This window comes from Aeromonas sp. sif2416, assembly GCF_019218665.1.
In the GTDB taxonomy this organism is placed as follows: Bacteria; Pseudomonadota; Gammaproteobacteria; order Enterobacterales; family Aeromonadaceae; genus Aeromonas; species Aeromonas encheleia.
In genome coordinates this window covers 160,294-182,484 of record NZ_JAHUXC010000004.1, presented here as the reverse complement: position 1 = coordinate 182,484, position 22,191 = coordinate 160,294, and the positions used below count along the sequence as shown (strand labels likewise).

Here is a 22,191-nt window from a genome sequence, read left to right as displayed (position 1 = left end):
GCGAAATACCTTAAGCCGGAAATCGGGCTGGTCTGACAAAGTCCGTCCGTTATAATGCCCGCCAGGACAATAGATTGCGCGCCTGTCACGCTAGTTGCGCGCCCTGCCACAGGATCCACGAAAATGAATAGTGATGCCAATGTCGATCTGACCGAAATCGCCAAATTTGAAGCCATTGCCTCCCGCTGGTGGGACATGGAGGGCGAGTTCAAGCCACTGCATCAAATCAACCCGGTGCGCCTTGACTGGATCACCGACAAGAGCGACGGCCTGTTCGGTAAACAGGTACTCGATATCGGCTGCGGTGGCGGCATCCTCTCCGAGAGCATGGCGCGCCGCGGCGCCAAGGTGACCGGCATCGACATGGGCAAGGAGCCGCTCGGCGTCGCCCGCCTCCACGCCCTCGAACAGGGGGTCGAGCTCGCATACCGCCAGATGACCGCCGAGCAGCACGCCGATGAGGCGCCCGGCCAGTATGACGTGGTCACCTGCATGGAGATGCTGGAGCACGTGCCGGATCCCGCCTCGGTGCTGCGCGCCATCGCCAGCCTGGTCAAGCCGGGTGGACGGGTGTTCGTCTCCACCATCAACCGCAACCCCAAGGCCTATCTGATGATGATCCTCGGCGCCGAACACCTGCTGAAGATGGTGCCGAAGGGTACCCATGATCACAAGAAGTTCATCACCCCCGCCGAACTCTGTCGCATGGGGGAAGCCGCGGGCCTGCTGGTGCGCGACATGAGCGGGGTGCACTACGCGCCGCTCTCCAACCGCTTCAAGCTCGGGGCCAACGTCGACGTCAACTACATGGTGGCCTTCGTGCGCCCGGAGCAAGGCTGATGAGCGCTAACCCAACGCCGCTGCGCTGCGTGCTGTTCGATCTGGACGGCACCCTGCTCGACACGGCCCCGGATCTCGGCGCCGCCGTCAATCACGTGCTGGTGAGCGAAGGCTTTGCGCCGCTCGGCGATGACATCATCCGCCAGACCACCTCCCACGGCGCCCTGGGGCTGCTCAGGGCGGGCCTTGGCGACGAACTGCTGGAGGAGCTCGGCAGCCAGCGCCTGCGCAGCGCCCTGCTCGACTATTACGCGGCCAACCTCTGTGTCGGCACCCGCCCCTACGAGGGGATGCTCGATCTCATCGCGTGGCTCGACGAGCAGCAGATGCCCTGGGGCATAGTCACCAACAAACCGGGCTTCCTCACCGAGCCACTGCTGGCCGCGCTGCCCGCGCTGGCCAGCTGCGGGGTGACGGTCAGCGCCGACACCCTGCCGGTGCGCAAGCCCGATCCCGCCCCCATGTTCTATGCCTGTGAGCGGCTCGGGGTCGAGGCGGCGCACTGCCTCTATGTCGGCGATCATGTGCGCGACATCGAGGCGGGCCGCAATGCCGGCATGCGCACCGCGGTGGCGGGCTGGGGCTATCTGCATGACGACGAGGATCCCGCCGACTGGGGCGCGGATCTGCAGTTCGATACCGTGCAGGCGCTGCACCACTGGCTGCGCTACGAGCTGACCTAGTGCCTGCCTAGCTGCCTTTGATGGATGTCACAGGCAGCTTTCCACGAAAAAGGGTCCATTAGACCCTCAAGTCACTGGCCCGGGGCCGTCGACAGAGACAATGAGGGGAGCCGAATTAGCCCCCACTTTTTTGCCTTTGGCAACGCTGCTCCTGACGGGATCGGACACCTTTTGACCCTTGCTGCACAAGGGATAGCCAGCTGAAAATCGCTAGTAAAAACGCCCTCTTTTCGCAAGCGAAAAAAGTTATTTAAATTTTCCATCTTCGATCATCAGACTTGCATTTAGCGGATCGGACGCATGAAAACCCACTCACTGTGAGCAGTCACTAACAGAGGCGATAAGACTCACAATTTATCCACAGCTATCGGGTTATCCACACGTTGCAATACGGGGATGACCTCACTATCTTGTAGTTCGAAATCAAAATAACACTATATCTTGTGATTCATCGCGCCAAACACCCCTACTCCTGTTGCCGAAAACGGCCTGGTGAGGACGTGGCGCGATGGTTTTTCGGGAATCAACTAAAGGTCATCAGCCAATGAACTTGTTTGTGACGAAGCGTAACGGCCACAAAGAACCCATCGATCTGGATAAAATTCACCGCGTACTGGACTGGGCCGCCGAGAAGCTCGACAACGTGTCTGTCTCTCAGGTGGAACTCAAGTCGCACATCCAGTTCTATGACGGTATCCGTACCGCCGACATCCACGAAACCGTCATCAAGGCTGCCGCCGACCTGATTTCCGAACAGAGCCCGGATTACCAGTACATGGCCGCTCGTCTGGCCATCTTCCACCTGCGCAAGAAGGCCTACGGCCAGTTCGAGCCGCCCCACCTCTACCAGCACGTCGCCAAACTGGTAGACATGGGCAAGTATGACAAGCACCTGCTGACCGACTATAGCCAGGCCGAATTCGAGGAGCTGAACGAGCACCTGGATCACTGGCGCGACATGGACTTCTCCTACGCCGCCGTCAAGCAGCTGGAAGGCAAGTACCTGGTGCAGAACCGCGTCACCGGCGAGATCTACGAGAGCCCGCAGTTCCTCTACATCCTGGTGGCCGCCTGCCTGTTCTCCAAGTATCCGAAAGAGACCCGCCTGGACTACATCAAGCGTTTCTACGATGCGGTGTCGACCTTCAAGATCTCCCTGCCGACCCCGATCATGAGCGGTGTGCGCACCCCGACCCGTCAGTTCAGCTCCTGCGTGCTGATCGAGTGCGATGACAGCCTGGATTCCATCAACGCCACCGCCAGCGCCATAGTGCGTTACGTCTCCCAGCGCGCCGGCATCGGTATCAACGCCGGTCGTATCCGCGGTCTGGGCAGCCCCATCCGTGGCGGTGAGGCCTTCCACACCGGCTGCATCCCCTTCTACAAATACTTCCAGACCGCGGTCAAGTGCTGCTCCCAGGGCGGCGTGCGCGGCGGTGCGGCCACCCTGTTCTACCCGCTGTGGCACACCGAAGTGGAAAGCCTGCTGGTACTCAAAAACAACCGCGGCGTGGAAGAGAACCGGGTCCGTCACATGGACTACGGCGTGCAGATCAACAAGCTGATGTACCAGCGCCTGATCAAGGGCGGTGACATCACCCTGTTCTCCCCGTCCGACGCCCCCGGCCTGTACGACGCCTTCTTCGCGGATCAGGACAAGTTCGAGCAGCTCTACGTCAAGTACGAGCAAGATCCGGCCATTCGCAAGAAGACCATCAAGGCGGTGGACTTGTTCTCCCTGATGATGCAGGAGCGCGCCGGCACCGGTCGCATCTACATCCAGAACGTGGATCACTGCAACACCCACAGCCCGTTCGATCCGAGCGTGGCACCGGTGCGTCAGTCCAACCTCTGCCTGGAGATTGCGCTGCCCACCAAGCCGCTCAACAACGTGGATGACGAAGAGGGCGAGATCGCCCTGTGCACCCTCTCTGCCTTCAACCTCGGCGCCATCGAGAAGCTGGAAGATCTGGAAGAGATGGCGGATCTGGCCGTGCGCGCCCTGGATGCCCTGCTCGACTATCAGGACTACCCGCTCAAGGCCGCCCAGAAGGGCAGCATGAACCGTCGCACCCTAGGGATAGGCGTCATCAACTACGCCTACTACTTGGCCAAGAACGGTGCCCGCTACTCCGACGGCTCCGGCCTGGCGCTGACCCACCGCACCTTCGAGGCGATCCAGTACTATCTGCTGAAGGCCTCGGTGCAACTGGCGCGCGAGTTCGGCCCTTGCCCAGCCTTCAATGAGACCACTTACGCCCAGGGGATCCTGCCCATCGATACCTATAAAAAGGATCTGGACGCCCTGTGCAACGAGCCGCTGCGCCTGGACTGGGAAAGCCTGCGTGAAGAGATCAAGACCGTGGGTCTGCGCAACTCCACCCTGACCGCTCTGATGCCGAGCGAGACCTCCAGCCAGATCTCCAACGCCACCAACGGCATAGAGCCGCCGCGCGGCCTGGTCTCGGTCAAGGCCTCCAAGGACGGCATCCTCAAGCAGGTGGTGCCCGAGTACCATCGCCTGAAAGACCAGTACGAACTGCTGTGGAAGCAGCCGAGCGTCGATGGCTACCTGCAACTGGTCGGTGTCATGCAGAAGTTCGTGGATCAGGCGATCTCCGCCAACACCAACTATGATCCCGCCCGCTTCGAAGGCAACAAGGTACCGATGAAGCAGTTGCTCAAGGATCTGCTGACCGCCTACAAATACGGCCTCAAGACCCTGTACTATCACAACACCCGTGATGGTGCGGACGATGCCCAGACCGACATGCAGGATGACTGCGCCGGTGGGGCCTGCAAGATCTGATGAACCGGGCGGGAGCGACAAGCTCCCGCCCTCCTGTTTCCTCTCATTCAAGACATTCAAATCACCATGGCCTATTCAACTTTCTGCCAAACCCAGAACGACCAGCTCAAAGAGCCGATGTTTTTTGGCCAATCGGTCAACGTGGCCCGCTACGATCAGCAGAAGCACGACATCTTCGAGCGGTTGATCGAGAAGCAACTCTCCTTCTTCTGGCGCCCGGAAGAGGTGGACGTCTCCCACGATCGCATCGACTACCAGGCGCTGCCGCCCCATGAGCAGCACATCTTCATCTCCAACCTGAAGTACCAGACCCTGCTGGATTCCATCCAGGGTCGCAGCCCAAACGTGGCGCTGCTGCCGCTGGTCTCCATCCCGGAGCTGGAGACCTGGATTGAGACCTGGGCCTTCTCCGAGACTATCCACTCTCGCTCCTACACCCACATCATCCGCAACATCGTCAACAACCCGGGTCAGGTGTTCGACGACATCATCACCAACGAGCAGATCTTGAAGCGTGCCGGCTCCATCAGCCACTACTACGACGATCTGATCGAGGCGACCGCGCTCTACCATCTGCACGGCGAAGGCACCCACAGGGTGGGCGAGCGCGAGCTGACCATCACCTTGCGTGGGTTGAAGAAGAAGCTCTACCTGTGCCTGATGAGCGTCAACGCCCTGGAGGCGATCCGCTTCTATGTCAGCTTCGCCTGCTCCTTCGCCTTCGCCGAGCGCGAGCTGATGGAAGGCAACGCCAAGATCATCAAGATGATCGCCCGCGACGAGGCGCTTCATCTCACGGGGACTCAGCATATGCTGAACCTGATGCGCAACGGCCTGGACGATCCCGAGATGGCGGAGATCGCCGCCGAGTGCGAGCAGGCCTGCTTCGACATCTTCAAGGAAGCCGCCATTCAGGAGAAGGAGTGGGCCGAGTACCTGTTCCAGGACGGCTCCATGATCGGCCTGAACAAGGACATCCTCTGCCAGTACGTGGAGTACATCACCAACCTGCGCATGGCGGCGGTCGGCCTGGCACCGGCCTTTGCTGGCGCCAAGCAAAACCCCATTCCCTGGATCAACACCTGGCTGTCGTCTGACAACGTGCAGGTCGCCCCTCAGGAGGTGGAAGTGAGCTCCTACCTGGTCGGCCAGATCGACAGCGAAGTGCACGCCGATGATCTCGGTGACTTTGAGCTGTGAGTGACACGCTGGCGCCGCAGCATGCACCGGAGCAGACCGCCTCGGCGGCGCCCCTGGTGCATACCCGCGACGGCGCCCTGCTCGCCCAGCCCGGCGAGAGCCTGTTGGAAACCCTGGAGCGCCACGGCCATCGGCTGGAATTTCAGTGCCGCAGTGGCTATTGCGGCGCCTGCCGCACCCCGCTGCTGGCAGGCACAGTGCACTACCCCAATACGCCGCTGGCGTTTGTCTCCCAGGGCGAGTGCCTGCCCTGCTGCTGCAAACCGATTGGAGCCATCCGGCTGGATATCCGGAAGGCGTGACCCGGCGCCGATCGGCAAGATCGGCCCCTGACGCCCCATAAAAAAAGCCGCCGGATCGCTCCGGCGGCTTTTTTGTTGCTCGCTCATATGGCGGGTCGCCATGACCCGGCCAGCATCTCAGAGCCAGGGCGCGGCAGTCGGCCCCTGGTGCAGGCCCAGCTTCCAGACCCGGCCAAAGTGCTTGTAGTGACCGGCAGCCACGCCGGCCTTCTCGCCCATGCCGTGGTAGAGATCCAGGTGCCCCTTCTTCACCGCACCGCCCACATCCAGCGCGATCAGCAGGCGCAGCTGATGCTTGCCGGTCCAGTTGCCCGCCTTGTCGAGCAGCGGCACCTCCGCCAGGATGGGGGTGCCCATCGGCAACAGGGTCTTGTCAGCCGCCACCGCCGCCAGCGGCAACAGCGGGATACCGGCCGCCCCGATCACGTCGTTGGTGGGACGACGCTCAAAGAAGACATAGGAGGGATTCTGCTCCACCAGCTCCTTGACGTTCGCCTCCGGCTGGCTGTTGGCCCACTCCTTGATGGCCTTCATGGACATCTGCGCCTTGGGCACCTCGCCCCTGTCGATCAGCACCCGGCCGATACTCACGTAGCCATGGCCGTTCTTGCCGCTGTAACCCAGATATTGCAGCCTGTCGTCATCCCCGTAGTGGACGAAGCCGGAGCCCTGCACGTCCATCAGGAAGTTGTCGATGAGGGATTTGCTGTACCCCAGCTCCAGCCCGCGGTTGGCCAGCGCCCCCTTATGGATCTGAGCCCGGCTCGGACAGCGACCGGCACAGTTCGGCATGGCATAGATGGGATACTTGTACTGGCCATCCGGGCGATGACGCACCTCCAGCACCGGTGAGTAGTAGCCGGTGAACAGCACGTTACCCATGCGATCGGCGCCGCCCAGCTGGGCCAGGCTGATGCCGTACTGGCCGATCTGGGCCGGATTGCCGCCCTTGGCGACCCAACGGGAGAGCTGACGATAGAGCTCGCCATAACGGCGGGTCATCTTGCCGGAGCGCTCCAGCACCAGCCGGCTCTGGGGGCCGAACTTGCTGAAATCCGACGCCTGTCGGCTGCTGATGCGTTCGACCCGCACCAGATCGGCTGGCAGGGTACCGTCCAGATACTGCTTGCCCAGATTCTCCGGCACCTCGCAGTTCAGAAAGCATCTGGCTTCGGTCTTCTTCTGGGGCACCTTGGCAGGGTCAGGGTTGCCCGCACAACCGGCCAACCCGACCACAGCGGCGGTCAGCCAGTACGCGTGTTTTTTCATATGTCCTCATCTAACCGAAAAACGCTAACACCATGAAAATGGTGATGAATTCAATCAAAGGCAGCAACGGATGCCACTTGGTATCCGTCTGTTCGCCCGCGCGGGCCGCGCGGCCATGGCCGCGGCGCCAATGCAGGCGGCGCTATCATACAAAAACAAAGGGCCTCTTGGCCCCTTAAATTGAAAAATCCTGTGCATTCATCGCTAGGCCCCTGCCACGGCATCTGTGGCCCTGGTGATCAGGCGAAGAGGTGCACGGGGCGCTGACCTTCAGGGCCCGATCGTCATCGCCAAGCCGGGCCGCCCTCCCCTGGCCGCCGGGATTTTCCAAAGGCCGATCATCTGGGTTATAACAAGGGGACAAGATGTGAGGGGTCATGGATGGAACAGCTCGAGATCTTCCCGCTGCAGAGCCCCTGTATCGGGGTGTGCGAAGTGAACAACAAGGGCTACTGCAAAGGCTGCCTGCGCAATCGGGAGGAGCGTTTCAACTGGCTTGTCATGACCCATGCCGAGCAGCAGGAGGTGATGCGGCTGTGTCGGGGTCGCAAGGCCAGGGTCGAGGCGGCGCGGCGCAAGGCGCGGGAAGCCGCAGAGGCCGAGCCACAGGGAGGACAGGCGGAGCTGACGCTCCTTCCCGATCAGGACGAACAGGGCGCTCTCATTCCACCTAGGTGACGGTTGGGTGCCACATCAACATTATCTACCCGCTACCATCCAGCCGAGTCGCAGAGCATAGTTTCGACTCTTCACGCCCTCAAAAACACCGTGGCGGCTCACGCAGAGTGGCCGCCACAATATCGTCCTTTCAATCAGCTCAGGATGGCGTTATCTCCCTGATTACCACCAGACCTCGGCCTGAGCACCTATGGTCCAGGTGTCGTCCTGCGTCTCACCAGCGGCATCCGGGCGGAATTCATCATCCTGCTGCAGATAGCTGGCGAAGATCCGGATCTCAGGGCGAGCCCACCAGTCGTTGCTGGGAGCCCAGGCCTGGGACAGCGTGATCTTGGATCCATCCTCCTCCTCACGCTGACGGCCCTTCTCCACCCAGCTGTCCTTGAAGTAGCCGAGCTCGAGGTAGGTCTTCATGTGCTGGTTCCAGCTATAGGAGGGCCGAATGACGGTGGAGAACACCTCCTTCTCATCGTATTCGGTGGTGACGCGGGTATCGTTATTGAAGTCGCTGAGGTCATTGGCCTTCGCGTAGACGATCTGATGACCCAGCTCAAAACCACCGCCCAGCTTGATGGCGCCATGGTTCAGCACCCGGAAACCGCTGCCCCCGCCGGAGCTCATCTCCAGCCCACTGCCGCTGCCGTTGCCGTAGTTGGTGGCCTGGCCGGTCAGCCCATCGCTGAAGTACTGCACCGCCGTCTTGTTCACCCCGCCCATCACATTCCATACCACCTGCGCCGTGAGCATCTGCCCATTGGCAACCTCATCGAGGCTCTCTTTCTGGCTGTCGGAGGCATTCACGTGGGCGAAGTTATACCCCATCTCCAGCGTGGCATCCTGCCACACCGGAATGCCGGCATAACGGATATCGAAGGTATTCACATTGACGTGCTCGTCGCCCTCGTCATCCCCATCGCTGTCCACCTCGTCCCAGGGATCATTGCGGATGATGGCGAGGGAGAGTTTGCCGGGGCCCAGATCGATCTGCTCCACCCCGACCCCGGCGCCGGAAATGTCCCAGTACGCGAAATCGGTGAGGTGCACATCGTGGATCTGATAGTAACGTTTACCGGCCCAGAGCGTTTCGTTCCGGCCAAACAGATTCGTCGCCTTCACATTGGCCTGGCGCAGCGCAAACTCGGCCTCCTCGTCGGTGGCCGCCTCCCAGTCACGCTCCTGCCCCGATGACATGGTCAGCATGGTATCGAAGGCGAAGGTTTTATTATCCTGATTATATACTTCCTGACCCAGGCTCATTTCGGCATAGGTATCCGCCTCATTACCAAGACGCCCTACCCGCTGTTTATTCATGGTCTGCATATCACCATTATCTGAGGTGCCAAGACCAGAACGAAGATAGCCATGAAAGTCTATCGCCAACACAGAGGAAGAGATCATACAGGCGGCGACGGCGGTCGCCACCTTTAATTTTTTAACGCGCATAGGTACATCCTTCTTATGATAAAAAGTCAATCTGAATGGTGTATTACTCTTACTTATTAAAAAGCCAAAGGCGGCTCAAAAATGATGTCGTTGTTTAACCGTGTAAATAAACAGATAGAGATAGCTCAGCATGGGGATGGCGAAGCCATAAATAACCCCCGACATATCAGACAGCAGCGCCTGAATGGAGGGAATAACGGCACCACCCAGGCCGGCCATGATCAATACCGCCGAGGCGATAGGGATCAGCCGTTTTGGAATATTATTGATAACCAATGAGTAGATGACCGGATAGATCACCGAATTGGTCAAACCGATCAGCAGCAATACATAACCGCTGTATTGATTGGACAACAGCATGCTCATCAAAATAAGGCTCGCTGGAATACTGGTGCAAACCACCATCAAATAGGTCAGATTGACCCGGCTCGCCACGCAGCCATACAGCAGGCGGCCGATCATGGCGCCGGCCCAGTACAGGGAGATCAAGGCGGCGGCCTCTTTTATCGACAGATTGCCCAGGCTCGGCTCCGTCAGATAGATGACGGTATTGACCGCCACTGCCACTTCGGCGCCGACGTAACAAAAGATGGCAAGCGCACTCAGGGAGAAGAACTTGTTGCCGAAGAGTGCCCTGATATTCTCAGAAAAATCAGACTTCTCCTCCCCGCTGATCTCGACATCGGGCAGCCGTGTCAGCTGGCTCAGCAGGATCAAGCCGAGGATGAACAGCAGCAGTATCCCATAGATGAGCGTCAGCCTGGCACTCTGCTCCTGCGCAGAGAACTGGTAGAAGCCACCCAGGATAAAGGCGGCCGACAAGGGTGCCACTACGGTGCCGAAGGAGTTGATGGAGGAGGCGAGACTCAATCTGCCGGGCACCGAGGCAGCGGAGCCCAGCGCGGCGAGATAAGGATTCGCCACCACCTGCATGGCCGCAACGGCCAGCGCAATAAACAGGACTCCGACACAGAGCAGACCGAAACTGTGGCTCTGATAGGCGAGCGTGATGATCCCGCAGCCCAGGATCGCCAGCCAATAAGAACTCTTGAGCGCCTTCCTATAGCCAAATGCCGTCATGACCCACCCCATAGGGATCGAGGCTAAAAAGGGGGCACAAAAAAATATAAGTGAAATAAAGCTGGCGCTAGTATTGGTTAATGAATAATGTTCCTTGATGTAGGGAACCGATACGGATGTCAGTGCCGTTATCACACCCCAAATAAAGAATGTGGCATTCAATATGAACAGCGGTGCAACCTTGCTGGTTTTGTTTTGCATGTTGTCTTCGGATCAGAATATAAAATGAGTGGAGCACGTTAGGGAGAGGAGGCTTGGCCTCCTCTCCCTATTATTAGCTGATCACATAGCTATTAAGCTGGCCTGACTTCAGCGTGACGATATTATCAGTTGTGGTCCGCCCCAGCAAATTGGCGGAGGATACCACCATCATGCCGATATCGGAGCGCAGTTCCCCTACCTGGATGACACCGTCTTCGCTGTTATACAGGCGCAGTAAATAACCGCCCTCTCTATTTTTCAGCAGGGTACTGAATACCGCTTCCGTCCCCATCAGTTCACCCAGGCTGAATTGATTGGGCACCTTGAAATCCAATGGATTGGTGTGGAAGTAGCTGATATTGAATTCGCCGGTACGCGACAGCGACTGCTCATGATAATAACCATTCAACTTGGCGAAATTGACATAGCGGCGCCGGATCTGATTGGCCTGATAGCGCTCACCCATGTGCAGCGCCAAATGGAATGTCAGCGGTTTCAGCAACTGGCTATCCGGGGTGGCGATGATCTTTTCTGCCAAGCCACTGGCGCGGCCGGGACGACGCGACAAGTCCGGCAAACCGAAGTGACCACAACTGCGGAACAGGGTAATCGCCAGGCGATCGAAGTCGGCGCCGACCACCTGGTACTCCTTGCAACCCTGGGTGAACACAGACGCATAATGCGCGTCCCCGATCAGGGAGACATGGTTCAGCAAGGGCTCAGTGGTGGTCGGCTCCTCGACGAAGCCCTTCTCGCGCCAGTCGGCCAATTCCGCGGGCTGAGTGTCACGGGCCACCTCGAAGAAGGGCGTCCCCGCGCGGGAGAAGCGACTCGCAATCTGGCTGTTGACCAGCAGGCGCAGGCGATGATTCTTGCTCTTGTTGTCGACCGAGAGGGTCAGCTCGATGAGATCGGCATCCTGCTTCAGCGCCAACTCGAGCACGAAGGGCAGCACCTGCTCGGCGCATCCCTTCGCCCGGCTCTCGAGGTCATGGGGCACACGCCACTCCCCGGTCAGGGTCATCACCTCGGACTGGGCATGCCGTATCACCCGCACATCGGCCTGCTCGAGACCCAGCGCGATGCACCAGTCATGCTCTGGCGGGCAATGATCGTAGTTGTCGCCGGCATCCCCATCATTCTCGAAGCTGAGGATCTCGGTGAAGGTCTGGTTGAGGCGGCTGTCGGTCAGGTTGAGCACGCCGTCTTTCATCTCCAGCTTGTAGAAGGCATTCTCGATCGCCGTCCCGCTGAGCGCACTGGGCAGGGTGCGGCAGCAAGAGCCGAGGCTGTCGTCAACCTCCAGCACCTTGTAGCCAAGGGCCGGCAGGCTGATCGCGACCTCTATCTCGGTGAGGTAATGGTATTTGGCCGGATCATGCATGCTCTCATCCTTGCGCCAGATGCCGCCATAATCCCGCTCCTGCGCGATCACGCTGTAGGCGACCTGCTCACCCTCATACCAGAGGCTGAACTCTTCCTGCTTCGTGAAGACGCGGTATCTGGCGACCAGCTCGCTGCGCTCCGGCAGGGTGTTGACCAGGATCAGGGGAGAACGGCCGGCCTGGATCTCGCAGCTCAGCGCGAGCTTGCGCAGCAGGTAGACGTGGGTGCTCTCGGCCAGCTCGTGGGCCATCTTCAGCCGCTCGAAGATGCGGGCGTTCGTTCTGTCGGTGTTGGTGCAGACGCTATGGGTCTGGGCACGGGCCAGCAGGCGCCAGATCTCGTCGACAAGCCCCTGCTCCCAAGGCAGCCCGAGCTTGTCGGCCATGGCCATCAGGGGCTGCACATTGTAGGTCATCAGGCGCTCTATCTTGTCTTGCAGCTGCTTGATGTCGTAACGCACCGAGTTGATCGACTTGTGCACGCGGGAATATTGGGTATCGAGGAACTCGCCGTAATACACCGGGAGCTTGTCGCCGCACACCGCCTGCAACCGCTCGAAGTATTTCTCGAAGGTCGTCTCGACGAAGTGATATTCGTCAGACTCGTCGTTGTATTGCGCCAGCTTCTCCTTGAAATCCGGCCGGATCGGCGTCTGATCGTTGCCCATGGTCAGCAAGAATTCATCGAAGGGTGACTTGTTGGCGATCAATTCGAGCGGCGTCATGGTATTGGTCTTGCACTCGGATGCCAGCTCCTTGGACAGCAGCTTGCCGCTGAAGAAGGGGTCATAAGACCAGCCATAACCATCGATCAGCACATTGGTGATGACGCGACTCTCCCCCGGGCCTTCCCAGAAGAATTCGGTCGGCAACTTGTGCTTGTCGCCCATGCCACGACGGAATGAGAACTTGGTGATCCCGACGCCATTGAAGATTTGCGGGAAATCCACCGGATGACCGAAGCTGTCCGGCAGATAGGAGACCATGGAAGAGCCGCCCAGGGAATTCGCATATTCGATGCCGAGGCGCAGGTTGTTGATCATGGCCTCGCCACTCACGGCGAACGTCTCGGTCTGGGTGTGCCATGGCCCGATGAACAGCCGCTGTGCCTTGATCAACGCCTCCAGCCTGCCGCGATCCTCCGGGCAGACAGCGAGGTAATCCTCGACGATGGCCGTCTGACCATCCAGCAGGAAGTGGTCCACCGCCCCCTCCTCCAGCATCTTGATCGTCTCGCGCATGTGGTAGACGAGTTGAACCTGAGATTCACGATCGGTGAAATACCATTCATTATCCCAGTGGGTCTGATATACAACGTGGCCAAGTTTCTTCATTTTCATATTACCGATGATAAGTGTTATTAAGAGGGAAGCACGGCTCCCCTCCTGCAATATATTCAGGCCTGTTCGGCGATATAATCTTCCAGCTTCGTTTTGAGTCTATCGACGCTGGCACCATATATTGCCTGCACGCCTCCTTCGAGGACGACCACGTCCATGGCACCCAATTTCATCCAGACCCGCTTTTCCCCATTGACCAATTTGTGGTCCTTGACTTCCACCCGCAGACGGGTGAAGCAATTACCCACCGAGATGATATTGTCCAGCCCACCCAAAGCCTCCACTATCTTGGCTAATTTGGAATCATCGCTGCTGACGATATTGCTGAGCAGGCTCTCTTTCTTCGGTTCTTCGTCTGCTTCCGTATCCGGTTCACGCCCAAAGACGGTGATATCAAACTTCATCACGCAATAACGGAATACCGCCGCATAGATGCCGGTAATACCGAGACCGACGGCAAACCAGAGCGCCAACTCCCACCAGCGACCCAGTACCACGCCGACCTGCAGGATGCCGGAGGCCACCACGTTGACCAGGCCGAACAGCTTCCAGGTGAAGACCGGCTCCCCCATGATGGAGCTGAGCAGGTCAGGGATCATGGCGAAGGTCGAGAGTAGCAGCACGTGCACCACGTAGAGGATCGGGGAGACCAGCACGAACATGAATTCCAGCGGCTCGGCGAAGCCGGTGAAGATGACGGCGGCCGTGGTGCTGATATAGAGCGCCTGTACCTTCTTGGTCCGCCTCTCCTTGGGGATAGCGAAGAACATGCCGAGCGCGGCGCCAGGCAGGGCAAACAGGCCGGTGATGTCCTGGGCATAGAACATGTTGCACATGTTCGGCTTGTTGAACACGTCCATGGCCATCGCCTGCTGGCCCTGGTTGACCAGGTTGACGATTTCGTCGAGCCGAGCCGGGCACACCTGGGCGATGCCGATCAGGTTCACCTGCTGCAGCGTGGAGTAGAGGGTGCCGCCCACCGGGGTATATTCGAAGACGTAGTTGGTGATGTGGTGCATGCCGATGGTGCGCAGTCCCACTTCCAGGAAGGTCTTGAAGAAGGGGGCGACAAAGGAGCCCGAATGTTCGACCGCACGGGCGATGTGCTCGAGGCCGATACCGATCAGGGGCCACACGAACAGGATCACCAGGGCCAGGATCAGCGCGTAGAAGAAGGTCATCAACACGGTGAAGCGCTGGCCATTGAAGAAGTCCAGCCAGATGGGCAGCCGATCGAAGCCCTTGTACTTCTCCCACAGCTGGGCGGCCAGGGCACCGACTATGATGGCGCCTATGACCCCGACGCGCATCGTCACTATGCCAAAGACGTTCTCAAACAGGTTGTAATATTCCGGGTTCTTCTCTGGCGAGAGCAGATCCGTCACTAACTTAATATCGGTGAGTCCCTTGAACTGGCTGAAATAGACCAGGGACAACTCGCCCAATATCTTATGAAAGGTCAGGAAAAACAGGCCGGCGATGACAATTGCACCCGCCTGTTTCTCTTTGGTCAAGGCCGCCGCCACACAGAGGGCGAAGAAGAATGGCAAATTACCGAGCACGACCCAGCCGGCCAGGTTCATATATTTTCCAATAAATGAAAATGCCACGCCGATGACCGGAATGCCGCCCAATAAGGACTCATTCATGCCGACGGAGCCAATAGCAATCATCATCGCTGCGAAGGGCAGCACGAAGGTAGCCGCAAATAACATCGACTTGGCGAAGAATTGCAGTTTACTCAACAAAGCTTTATTCATCGTTGTTCCTAATTTGCTAAGTGAGAGCGAAATACGTTATCTGCCATGTAGGGTACGAATGGCAGATAACCTCATCTGATTGTTATTTAATAAATAATTGACTGTTCCGGGGCTCAGCCTCTGACGTAGGCCTTGATGGTGGCTATGGTCTGGCCTTCACTCTCGCCGCTCGGACGGATCCGGTAGCGCCCCACCGAGGCCGGGATGATGAAGGTCTCGGCGTAGTGCACCACGAAGGGCTCGAACGCCTGATCCGGACTCTCCACCGTGGCCTCGCGCCCCTCCACCAGGTTCAGCACTTGGACTGTGCCCAGGGTGTGGTGCTCAATCGGCACGCTGAACCAGTGACGGCGGGTCTCGATAAACTCGCGCTCGTGCAGACCGGTGCGCTCCTCGCGCCAACCCGCCCCCTCCCCCAGCGGCTCGATGCGGTTGACCAGGTTCTTCTCCACCCAGTTGGTGTCGCGATCCCACTGGATCACCTGGCGACCATGCTCGAGGTGGATGGGGCGCGGGATGCCGTCCAGTCCGACCCGTCCCCAGTCCCACAGCTTGAAGGTGAAGATGTAGGGGGTGGCGCTGATCTCCAGCACCATGGCACCGGAGCCGGAGCAGTGCACCGTACCGGCCGGGATCAGGAAGTGATCGTGCTTCTTGGCCGGGAAGCTGTTGACGAAGCGCTGGTCATCGAAGGGCTTGTCGCCCCGCTCGGCGGCGGCGAGATCCCCCAGCATCTCATCCGGATCTATCCCCGTCCTGGTCCCCAGATAGACGCAGGCATCGGGCGCGGCATCCAGCAGGTAGTAGCTCTCGTCCTGGGTGTAGTGCATGCCGAACTCCTGCTGGATGTATTCGGTCAGCGGATGCACCTGCAGGCTGAGGTGCTGGCCACCCATGGTGTCGAGGAAATCGAAGCGGATCGGGAACTCGGCGCCGAAGCGGGCGTGCACCTGCTCGCCGAGCAGGGCCCGCGGCTCGCGGAGTACCAGGTTTTGCGAGGGGATCTCCACCCGGACCGAGCCAAAGCGCAGGTAGAGGCTATTTTCCTCGGGTACGCAGTCAAAACACCAGGCGTAATTGGCCTGCTCTGGATCGAGATCACAGACTTCTTTCATCCACTGGCCGCCCCAGACACCGGGATCGAAGAAGGGGACCAGTCGCAGCGGCTGATGGGCCGCCTGGTGCAGGGCGCCACGCAGCGCCTCCCCCTCCACCATGGCCGGGTTGGCCTTGTCGTTGGTGTCGAGCAGGAAGTCGATAGCGGGCAGCTGGGCCAGCTTGTGGCGATCGAACACCCGCCACTCGATGAAGAAGGCCCGCTTGTAGCGGCGCAGTATGTCCTCATCCAGGTTGTCGACGCCCCAGTTGCCGATCTCCTTGCGCCGCAGGCGTTGCTGGATCTCCCAGCGCGCCAGATCCGCATAGACCCGCACATCCCCCTGACAGACCAGCGAGGCGCCGCCCCCCAGCACCACGATCAGCCCCTCCTGCACCGCCGCCACCTCGGCTTGCAGGGCCGCCAGCTTGGCGGGATCGAAGAATTCACTCAGCTTGTGCGGCGCCAGGACCCCAAACACCCGATCCTCGGTGATGAAACGCTCCAACATGGCAAAAATCTGGGGTTCGGGCAGCCGGGCCTGCTCGACCTCGATCAGATGCAGCGCGCCAAACGACTCGGTGAGCCAGCCCTTGATCTGCGCCAGATCCACCCCGTGGTAGCTGTCGATCACCAGGACTCGCCGACCGCTCTCGCCGACCGCCTCGCGAAGTCGCCGGGCTATGCTCGCCCAGCCCTGACAGGCGGCGTCATCGAACCCCTGCACCTTCACTTCGGGGAACTTGTCATAATTGGGCAACCCCATCGTCTTCATCTTCGCTTTACCTCTCATGCTGTGATGGGATGAAAGATAAATCGATTAACCAATAAAACCTATCCGGTAAACAAGGTTAACCTCACAGCATTCGATCGCCGCGGCCAAAATGAAATCAAAACGAGAGGTTAATCTCAATTAAGCATCTTCATTTGACACGTGATTGGTTAATCGATATACCTGCGCCATCGAATCACGACCGACGAAGTGACCCAATGAGTAATGTGACCGTAGCCGACATCGCCCGCCACCTTGGCATCTCCACCGCCACCGTCTCCATGACCCTGCGCAACAAGGGACGGATCTCCGAGCAGACACGGCAGCGGGTGCTCAAGGCGATCGACGAGCTGGGCTATGTCTACAACCAGACCGCCGCCAACCTGCGCAACAAGAGCAGCAACCTGGTCGGCCTGCTGCTGCACGACATCACCAACCCCTTCTATGCCGAGATGACGGTGGGCCTCAGCCGGGAGATGGAGGCCCATGATCTGATGCTGTTTCTCGCCAACAGCGAGGAGTCGGCCGAGCGCCAGCAGCGGTTCATGGACTCCCTGCAGCGCAACAATGCCGCCGGCATGGTGATCTGCGCCGCCCAACCGACCCCCCACAGCTTCTTCGACAGCCTGCTGCGGCGCCGGATCCCCACCATACTGGTCGTGCGCCAGGTGCCTGATGCCGCCTTCGACTTCGTCGGCACCGACAACTTCCTCGGCAGCCAGCTGGCGACCGAGCATCTGCTGCGGCTCGGCCATCGCCACATCGCCTTCATCGGCGGGCAGGCCTCCTCCATCAGCCGCTCCCAACGGCTGGGGGGCTACATGAGCAAGCTGATCGAGCACGGCATCGCCCCCAACCAGGCCTGGATCCTCCCCTGCGGCGCCAGCCGGATCGATGGCACCCAGACCATGACAGCCCTGCTGGAGCAACACCCGGAGGTGACGGCGGCGGTCTGCTATCAGGACGTGGTGGCACTCGGCGCCATGCTGGCGCTGCGCAAACGGGAACGGATGATAGGGCGGGACTTCGCCCTGGTGGGCTTTGACGATATTCCGGAGGCGGCGCTGGTCGAGCCCGCCCTCACCACCGTCTCGGTGGCCGCCCAGGAGATTGGCCGCAAGGCCGGCGAGCTGCTGCTCGAGCGCATCGCCGGCAACGATGAACCCGCCAAGAGCCTGATCCTGCCGCCCACCCTGGTGGTGCGCCAATCCTGCGGCAGCCAAGCCTGAGCCGCGAGACGACCCGAAAACCCATACCCTGGCCAGAGAACTGCTCTGCCATCAACAAAAAAGGCGGCCCGCGGGCCGCCTTGTTCATTCTCTATTTTCACTCTTGGGTTATCAGGCCGTCGCCAGCTTGGCCTGCGCCTCGCCGCGCTTGAGCATGGCGTAGGCGACCCCGGTCACCAGCGAGCCGGCCGTGATGGCCAGGATGTACATGAACACGTGGCTGATGGCGTTCGGGATGAAGAGCACGAACAGGCCACCGTGGGGCGCCACCAGCTCGCAGCCGAACAGCATGGATAGCGCACCGGTCAGGGCGCCACCGACCATGCAGGCCGGGATGACCCGCATCGGATCCTTGGCGGCGAACGGGATGGCCCCCTCGGAGATGAAGCACAGACCCAGCACGAAGGAGGCCTTGCCCGCTTCCTGCTCCGCCTTGATGAACTTGGTGCGGGCCAGGAAAGTGGCGATCCCCATCCCCAGCGCCGGCACCATCCCGGCGGCCATCACCGCCGCCATGGGGGCATAGGTCTTGGAGGCCAGCAGGCCGACCCCGAAGGCGTAGGCCGCCTTGTTGACCGGGCCCCCCATGTCGAAGCACATCATGGCACCGATGATGACCCCCAGCAGCACGGCGTTGGCGGAGCCCATGTTGTTGAGGAATTCGGTCATGGCACTCATGATGCCGGCGACCGGGCCACCCACCACGTAGATCATCACCAGGCCGGTAAACAGGCTGGCCACCAGCGGAATGATGAGGATGGGTTTGAGCGCCTCCAGAGTGACCGGCAGACGCACCTTGTCACTCAGGTACTTGGCGCTGTAGCCGGCCAGGAAGCCGGCGACTATGCCACCGAGGAAACCGGCGCCGAGGGAACTTGCCAGCATACCGCCGATCATGCCGGGCGCCAGGCCCGGCCTGTCCGCGATGGAGTAGGCGATGTAGCCGGCCAGCACCGGGATCATCAGGGCGAAGGCGGAGCCGCCGCCGATCTGCATCAGGGCGGCGGCCAGGGTGCCCTCCACCTTGAACGCCTCGATCCCAAAGATGAAGGAGATGGCGATGATGAGGCCACCGGCCACCACCATGGGCAGCATGAAGGAGACCCCGGTCAGCAGGTGCTTGTAGGGGCCCGCCTTCTCCTCCTTCTTGGCCGCGGCGGCGCCGCTGTGGCGATAAGTTTTCGCCTCAGTCCACGCCTTGTCCAGCTCGGCGCGGGTCTTCTTGAGCGCCGCCCCCGTACTGGTGTGATAGACCGGCTTGCCATCGAAGCGGGCCATGTCCACCTCGATGTCGGTGGCGAGGAACACCAGATCGGCGGCGGCGATCTCCTCCGCCGTCAGGGCATTCTGGGCACCGACCGAGCCCTGGGTCTCGACGCGGATCTGGTGACCCAGCTGTTTGGCCATGGTCTCCAGCGCTTCCGCCGACATGAAGGTGTGGGCCACCCCGGTCGGACAGGCGGTGACCGCGACTATGCGCTTGGCCGTGTCAGGCTTGCTCGCCGCAGGCTTGGCTGCAACAGCAGCAGCCTGATGGCGATAGAGGCTGGCCTCGCGCTCGGCGGCGGCCAGCACGGCGGCCGGATCCTGCAGGGCGAGATCCATGCTGCCCTGGTAGAGGCGCTTGCCGTCATAGGCGGCGAGATCCACCGGACCGCTGGCCACCACCAGAATGAGGTCGGCGGCGGCTATCTCGTCAGACGAGGGCTGCTGACGCGGCTGCACGCTGGAGCCGACATCGAGCCTGAGCTCCCAGCCCGCCAGTTTGGCCTGTTGTTCTATCCGTTTAGCAACGAGAAAGCTGGTGGCGATGCCCGCCGGGCAGGCCGTAACCAAGATTGCTTTCATTGGGCATCTCCTGAGTTTTCCATGGAAGGGGATTGAATGGGGGCGAGGTGATCGAGCCGCTGCAACTGCACCTGTCCGAGCAGGGGGGTCAGCACCTCGATGTCGCTGAAACCGACCGCGACCTGGCTCACCGCCAGGGCGGAGACGGCGGTGGCCAGTCGCAGGGTCTGCTCCGGCGCCCAGCCGAGGCTGAGGCCATGGGCAAGCCCGGCGACCAGCGAATCGCCGGCGCCGACGGTGCTGACCACCTGCATGCGCGGCGGTATGGCCTGCCAGCTGGCATCGGGACCAAACCAGATCAGGCCCTCGGCGCCGTTGGAGACAACCACATGGGGGATCCCCTGGGCCTGCAGGATGCGGGCACAGTCGGCCTGCTCCTCCAGGGTCTCGATGGGGCGCCCGGCCCACTGGCTGAGCTCCTCCAGATTGGGTTTGACCAGGGTCGGCGCGGCGCCAAGGCCTGCGCTGAGCGCCGCCCCGCTGCAATCGAAGATCACCCGCTTGCCCTTGGCCTTGAGCAGGCCGATGAGACGGGCGCAGTAATCGGGCTCGACCCCCTTGGGCAGGCTACCGGCCAGTACGAACCAGTCGGCGCCCTGGCCGGCATCGGCGCACAGCGCGTCGATCGCCGTCTCCAGTTGGCACACGGCCTCAGCGTGGATCTGCAGCCCCGGCAGGTTGAGATCGGTGACCCGACCCGACTGCTCGGCGATCTTGACGTTGATGCGGGTGCTGCCCGCCACCCGCACGAAATGATCGGCCAGGATGCGCTCTTCGAACAGCGCCTCGAAGGCCTGGGCGTTGTCCTCCCCGAGCCAGCCGGTGAGCGCCACGTCACGGCCGAGATCTTTCAAGACCATGGCGACGTTGATCCCCTTGCCCGCGGCACGTAAGTGAGCCTCGCTCACCAGATTCACCTCGCCGAGGCTCATGGCCTCCAGGCGGGTGGTGAGATCCAGCGCGGGATTGAGGGTGATGGTCACGATTTTCATCAGTGCGCCCCCTCCCCCAGCCCGGCGGCGATGGCCTCGCCAATCCCCTTGAGAGCGGCTTCGGCATCCGCCCCTTCGGCGCGAAACGCCAGCCGGTGACCGCACTTGACGCCCAGACCGATGACCTTCATCAGGCTCTTGGCGGAGACCGCCTCGCCGCTGCCATCGAGATTCGCCACCCGGATGTCGGATGCGAACTCCTTGGCGACCTTGACCAGCATGGCACCCGGCCGGGCGTGCAGGCCGTGGGGATTGATGATGGTGAAGGTCTCGCTGAGGCCGCTGGCGGGGCCCGCCTGCAACATGGCGAGTCCCTCGCTGCCCGCCAGGGTGGCGAGCTGGCCGGCGGCGGCCAACCTGGCCAGATTCTCCAGCTGCGGCAGATGGCTGGCATCGCTGGCGCAGAGCAGCAAGAGGGCGCCGACCGGCAACTCCCCGGCCTGCAGTGGCGTGCTCGGGGTCGCCAGTACCCAACCGGTCTGGGTGGCTGGCGTGCGGGCCAGCCAGATCCCCTCGCCGAGGTAGGCCGGCTCGCTGGCCAGCAGGGAGGTCACCATGGCGGCCTCCCCCCAACCGGCAGACTTGGCACGGGCGGCGGCCCCCAGCAGCAGTTGGTCGCGATCGTCGGCCGGGAAGTCCGCCAGGGTCAGGTATTGCACCTCTTTGGCCGCGGTCGCGCCGGTGAGGATATTGATGATGGTGTCGGCATCGGTGGCGGTTTTCAGTTGCGCGGCGGCCTGATCGTCACCCAGCACATGGGTGAGCTGGCGCAAGATGCCCAGATGTTCGTCGGACTTGGCGGCGATGCCGATGGCCACGTAGGCGATCTGCCCCTCATCCCACTCGATGCCCTGGGGGAACTGGGCCACCATGACACCTGTGCTCTTGACCAGATGGCGGGTGTCCGTGGTGCCGTGGGGAATGGCGATGCCGCTGCCAAGGTAGGTGGCGTGCTGGGCTTCCCGCGCCAGCATGCCGTCCACATAGCCCGCTTCCACCAGACCGGCCTCGGTCAGTTTGCCTGCCAGCAGGGCGATGGCATCCGCCTTGGTCGCCACCGATTGCCCCAGCAGGATCTGCTGCTGCGCCAACTTCAACATAGAGATTCTCCATCAGGTGCCGGCCTCGCCTGCTGGCGGTCCGGCTTAACACTCGGGTAATTTGCCTGCTGACAATAGACTGGATTGCGTCCTTCGGTGATCCAGGGCGGCTTTTCAACCCCGGTCACCCATTGTCTGCTGACAAGCTGAATCGTTTCACTTAC

16 protein-coding genes are annotated in these 22,191 nt (G+C 60.9%); 7 read left to right on the top strand and 9 right to left on the bottom strand.

Annotation, left to right across the window (positions count from 1 at the left end):
• The first annotated feature begins 123 nt into the window (after window positions 1–123).
• The 5 genes from ubiG to yfaE all read left to right on the top strand — a co-directional run bounded on the left by ubiG (window position 124) and on the right by yfaE (window position 5,834).
• A complete protein-coding gene (gene ubiG, locus KW821_RS10015; protein WP_218291338.1) occupies window positions 124–840 on the top strand; it encodes a bifunctional 2-polyprenyl-6-hydroxyphenol methylase/3-demethylubiquinol 3-O-methyltransferase UbiG in 717 nt (238 codons plus the stop codon).
• On the top strand, window positions 840–1,523 hold the full coding sequence (locus tag KW821_RS10010; protein ID WP_218291337.1) for an HAD family hydrolase: 684 nt from the start codon (window positions 840–842) through the stop codon (window positions 1,521–1,523). Before ubiG ends, KW821_RS10010 begins: the two co-directional genes overlap by 1 nt.
• 544 nt (window positions 1,524–2,067) lie before the next feature.
• Complete coding sequence (gene nrdA / locus KW821_RS10005; RefSeq protein WP_218291336.1) at window positions 2,068–4,332, top strand: class 1a ribonucleoside-diphosphate reductase subunit alpha; 2,265 nt, start codon at window positions 2,068–2,070, stop codon at window positions 4,330–4,332.
• Window positions 4,333–4,398: 66 nt separating this feature from the next.
• The gene (gene nrdB / locus KW821_RS10000; protein WP_218291335.1) at window positions 4,399–5,532 is read left to right on the top strand and encodes a class Ia ribonucleoside-diphosphate reductase subunit beta; all 1,134 of its coding nucleotides are present in this window, start codon (window positions 4,399–4,401) and stop codon (window positions 5,530–5,532) included.
• Window positions 5,529–5,834 (top strand): class I ribonucleotide reductase maintenance protein YfaE, encoded by a 306-nt coding sequence (gene yfaE, locus KW821_RS09995; protein ID WP_218291334.1) that lies wholly within the window; start codon window positions 5,529–5,531, stop codon window positions 5,832–5,834. Before nrdB ends, yfaE begins: the two co-directional genes overlap by 4 nt.
• 117 nt (window positions 5,835–5,951) lie before the next feature.
• Here the strand turns inward: yfaE and mltA are convergent, their stop codons facing one another.
• A complete protein-coding gene (gene mltA / locus KW821_RS09990; RefSeq protein WP_218291333.1) occupies window positions 5,952–7,103 on the bottom strand; it encodes a murein transglycosylase A in 1,152 nt (383 codons plus the stop codon).
• A 381-nt stretch (window positions 7,104–7,484) separates the two neighbouring features.
• Here mltA and KW821_RS09985 point away from each other — a divergent pair, with 381 nt between their 5' ends.
• Window positions 7,485–7,781, top strand: coding sequence for a DUF1289 domain-containing protein (locus KW821_RS09985; protein ID WP_256353422.1), 297 nt, complete (start codon window positions 7,485–7,487; stop codon window positions 7,779–7,781).
• A 162-nt stretch (window positions 7,782–7,943) separates the two neighbouring features.
• Here the strand turns inward: KW821_RS09985 and lamB are convergent, their stop codons facing one another.
• From lamB to KW821_RS09960, 5 genes are all read right to left on the bottom strand, one after another.
• Window positions 7,944–9,224 carry a maltoporin LamB gene (gene lamB, locus KW821_RS09980; RefSeq protein WP_218291332.1) on the bottom strand — a complete coding sequence of 427 codons (1,281 nt, stop codon included), beginning with the start codon at window positions 9,222–9,224 and terminating at the stop codon, window positions 7,944–7,946.
• Window positions 9,225–9,299: 75 nt separating this feature from the next.
• The gene (locus KW821_RS09975) at window positions 9,300–10,505 is read right to left on the bottom strand and encodes an MFS transporter (protein ID WP_218291331.1); all 1,206 of its coding nucleotides are present in this window, start codon (window positions 10,503–10,505) and stop codon (window positions 9,300–9,302) included.
• 73 nt (window positions 10,506–10,578) lie between these two features.
• The gene (locus KW821_RS09970) at window positions 10,579–13,224 is read right to left on the bottom strand and encodes a glycoside hydrolase family 38 C-terminal domain-containing protein (RefSeq protein WP_218291330.1); all 2,646 of its coding nucleotides are present in this window, start codon (window positions 13,222–13,224) and stop codon (window positions 10,579–10,581) included.
• A 62-nt stretch (window positions 13,225–13,286) separates the two neighbouring features.
• Window positions 13,287–14,990, bottom strand: a complete 1,704-nt coding sequence (locus tag KW821_RS09965) for a PTS transporter subunit EIIC (RefSeq protein WP_218291329.1) — start codon at window positions 14,988–14,990, stop codon at window positions 13,287–13,289.
• Window positions 14,991–15,103: 113 nt separating this feature from the next.
• Window positions 15,104–16,852, bottom strand: a complete 1,749-nt coding sequence (locus KW821_RS09960) for a class I mannose-6-phosphate isomerase (protein ID WP_256353421.1) — start codon at window positions 16,850–16,852, stop codon at window positions 15,104–15,106.
• Window positions 16,853–17,076: 224 nt separating this feature from the next.
• On the opposite strand from KW821_RS09960, the gene KW821_RS09955 reads away from it, so the two are divergent.
• Complete coding sequence (locus KW821_RS09955) at window positions 17,077–18,087, top strand: LacI family DNA-binding transcriptional regulator (RefSeq protein ID WP_218291327.1); 1,011 nt, start codon at window positions 17,077–17,079, stop codon at window positions 18,085–18,087.
• A gap of 111 nt (window positions 18,088–18,198) precedes the next feature.
• Here KW821_RS09955 and fruA read toward each other — a convergent pair whose 3' ends face one another.
• Genes fruA through fruB form a run of 3 tightly spaced genes read right to left on the bottom strand, consistent with a single transcriptional unit; the run spans window position 18,199 to window position 22,027 of the window.
• Window positions 18,199–19,935, bottom strand: a complete 1,737-nt coding sequence (gene fruA, locus KW821_RS09950; RefSeq protein WP_218291326.1) for a PTS fructose transporter subunit IIBC — start codon at window positions 19,933–19,935, stop codon at window positions 18,199–18,201.
• Window positions 19,932–20,927, bottom strand: a complete 996-nt coding sequence (gene pfkB / locus KW821_RS09945; RefSeq protein ID WP_218291325.1) for a 1-phosphofructokinase — start codon at window positions 20,925–20,927, stop codon at window positions 19,932–19,934. The genes fruA and pfkB overlap by 4 nt, the downstream gene beginning before the upstream one ends.
• Window positions 20,927–22,027, bottom strand: a complete 1,101-nt coding sequence (fruB, locus tag KW821_RS09940) for a fused PTS fructose transporter subunit IIA/HPr protein (protein WP_218291324.1) — start codon at window positions 22,025–22,027, stop codon at window positions 20,927–20,929. The genes pfkB and fruB overlap by 1 nt, the downstream gene beginning before the upstream one ends.
• Window positions 22,028–22,191: the final 164 nt, after the last annotated feature.

Bases quoted from the DNA above. Each gene is read 5' to 3' on its own strand.
- nrdB (WP_218291335.1), top strand. From the start codon at position 4,399: ATGGCCTATTCAACTTTCTGCCAAACCCAGAACGACCAGCTCAAAGAG.
- fruB (WP_218291324.1), bottom strand. From the start codon at position 22,027: ATGTTGAAGTTGGCGCAGCAGCAGATCCTGCTGGGGCAATCGGTGGCG.
- pfkB (WP_218291325.1), bottom strand. From the start codon at position 20,927: ATGAAAATCGTGACCATCACCCTCAATCCCGCGCTGGATCTCACCACC.
- KW821_RS09965 (WP_218291329.1), bottom strand. From the start codon at position 14,990: ATGAATAAAGCTTTGTTGAGTAAACTGCAATTCTTCGCCAAGTCGATG.
- KW821_RS09985 (WP_256353422.1), top strand. From the start codon at position 7,485: ATGGAACAGCTCGAGATCTTCCCGCTGCAGAGCCCCTGTATCGGGGTG.
- mltA (WP_218291333.1), bottom strand. From the start codon at position 7,103: ATGAAAAAACACGCGTACTGGCTGACCGCCGCTGTGGTCGGGTTGGCC.
- nrdA (WP_218291336.1), top strand. From the start codon at position 2,068: ATGAACTTGTTTGTGACGAAGCGTAACGGCCACAAAGAACCCATCGAT.
- fruA (WP_218291326.1), bottom strand. From the start codon at position 19,935: ATGAAAGCAATCTTGGTTACGGCCTGCCCGGCGGGCATCGCCACCAGC.
- KW821_RS09975 (WP_218291331.1), bottom strand. From the start codon at position 10,505: ATGCAAAACAAAACCAGCAAGGTTGCACCGCTGTTCATATTGAATGCC.
- KW821_RS09955 (WP_218291327.1), top strand. From the start codon at position 17,077: ATGAGTAATGTGACCGTAGCCGACATCGCCCGCCACCTTGGCATCTCC.
- lamB (WP_218291332.1), bottom strand. From the start codon at position 9,224: ATGCGCGTTAAAAAATTAAAGGTGGCGACCGCCGTCGCCGCCTGTATG.
- KW821_RS09970 (WP_218291330.1), bottom strand. From the start codon at position 13,224: ATGAAGAAACTTGGCCACGTTGTATATCAGACCCACTGGGATAATGAA.
- ubiG (WP_218291338.1), top strand. From the start codon at position 124: ATGAATAGTGATGCCAATGTCGATCTGACCGAAATCGCCAAATTTGAA.
- KW821_RS10010 (WP_218291337.1), top strand. From the start codon at position 840: ATGAGCGCTAACCCAACGCCGCTGCGCTGCGTGCTGTTCGATCTGGAC.
- KW821_RS09960 (WP_256353421.1), bottom strand. From the start codon at position 16,852: ATGGGGTTGCCCAATTATGACAAGTTCCCCGAAGTGAAGGTGCAGGGG.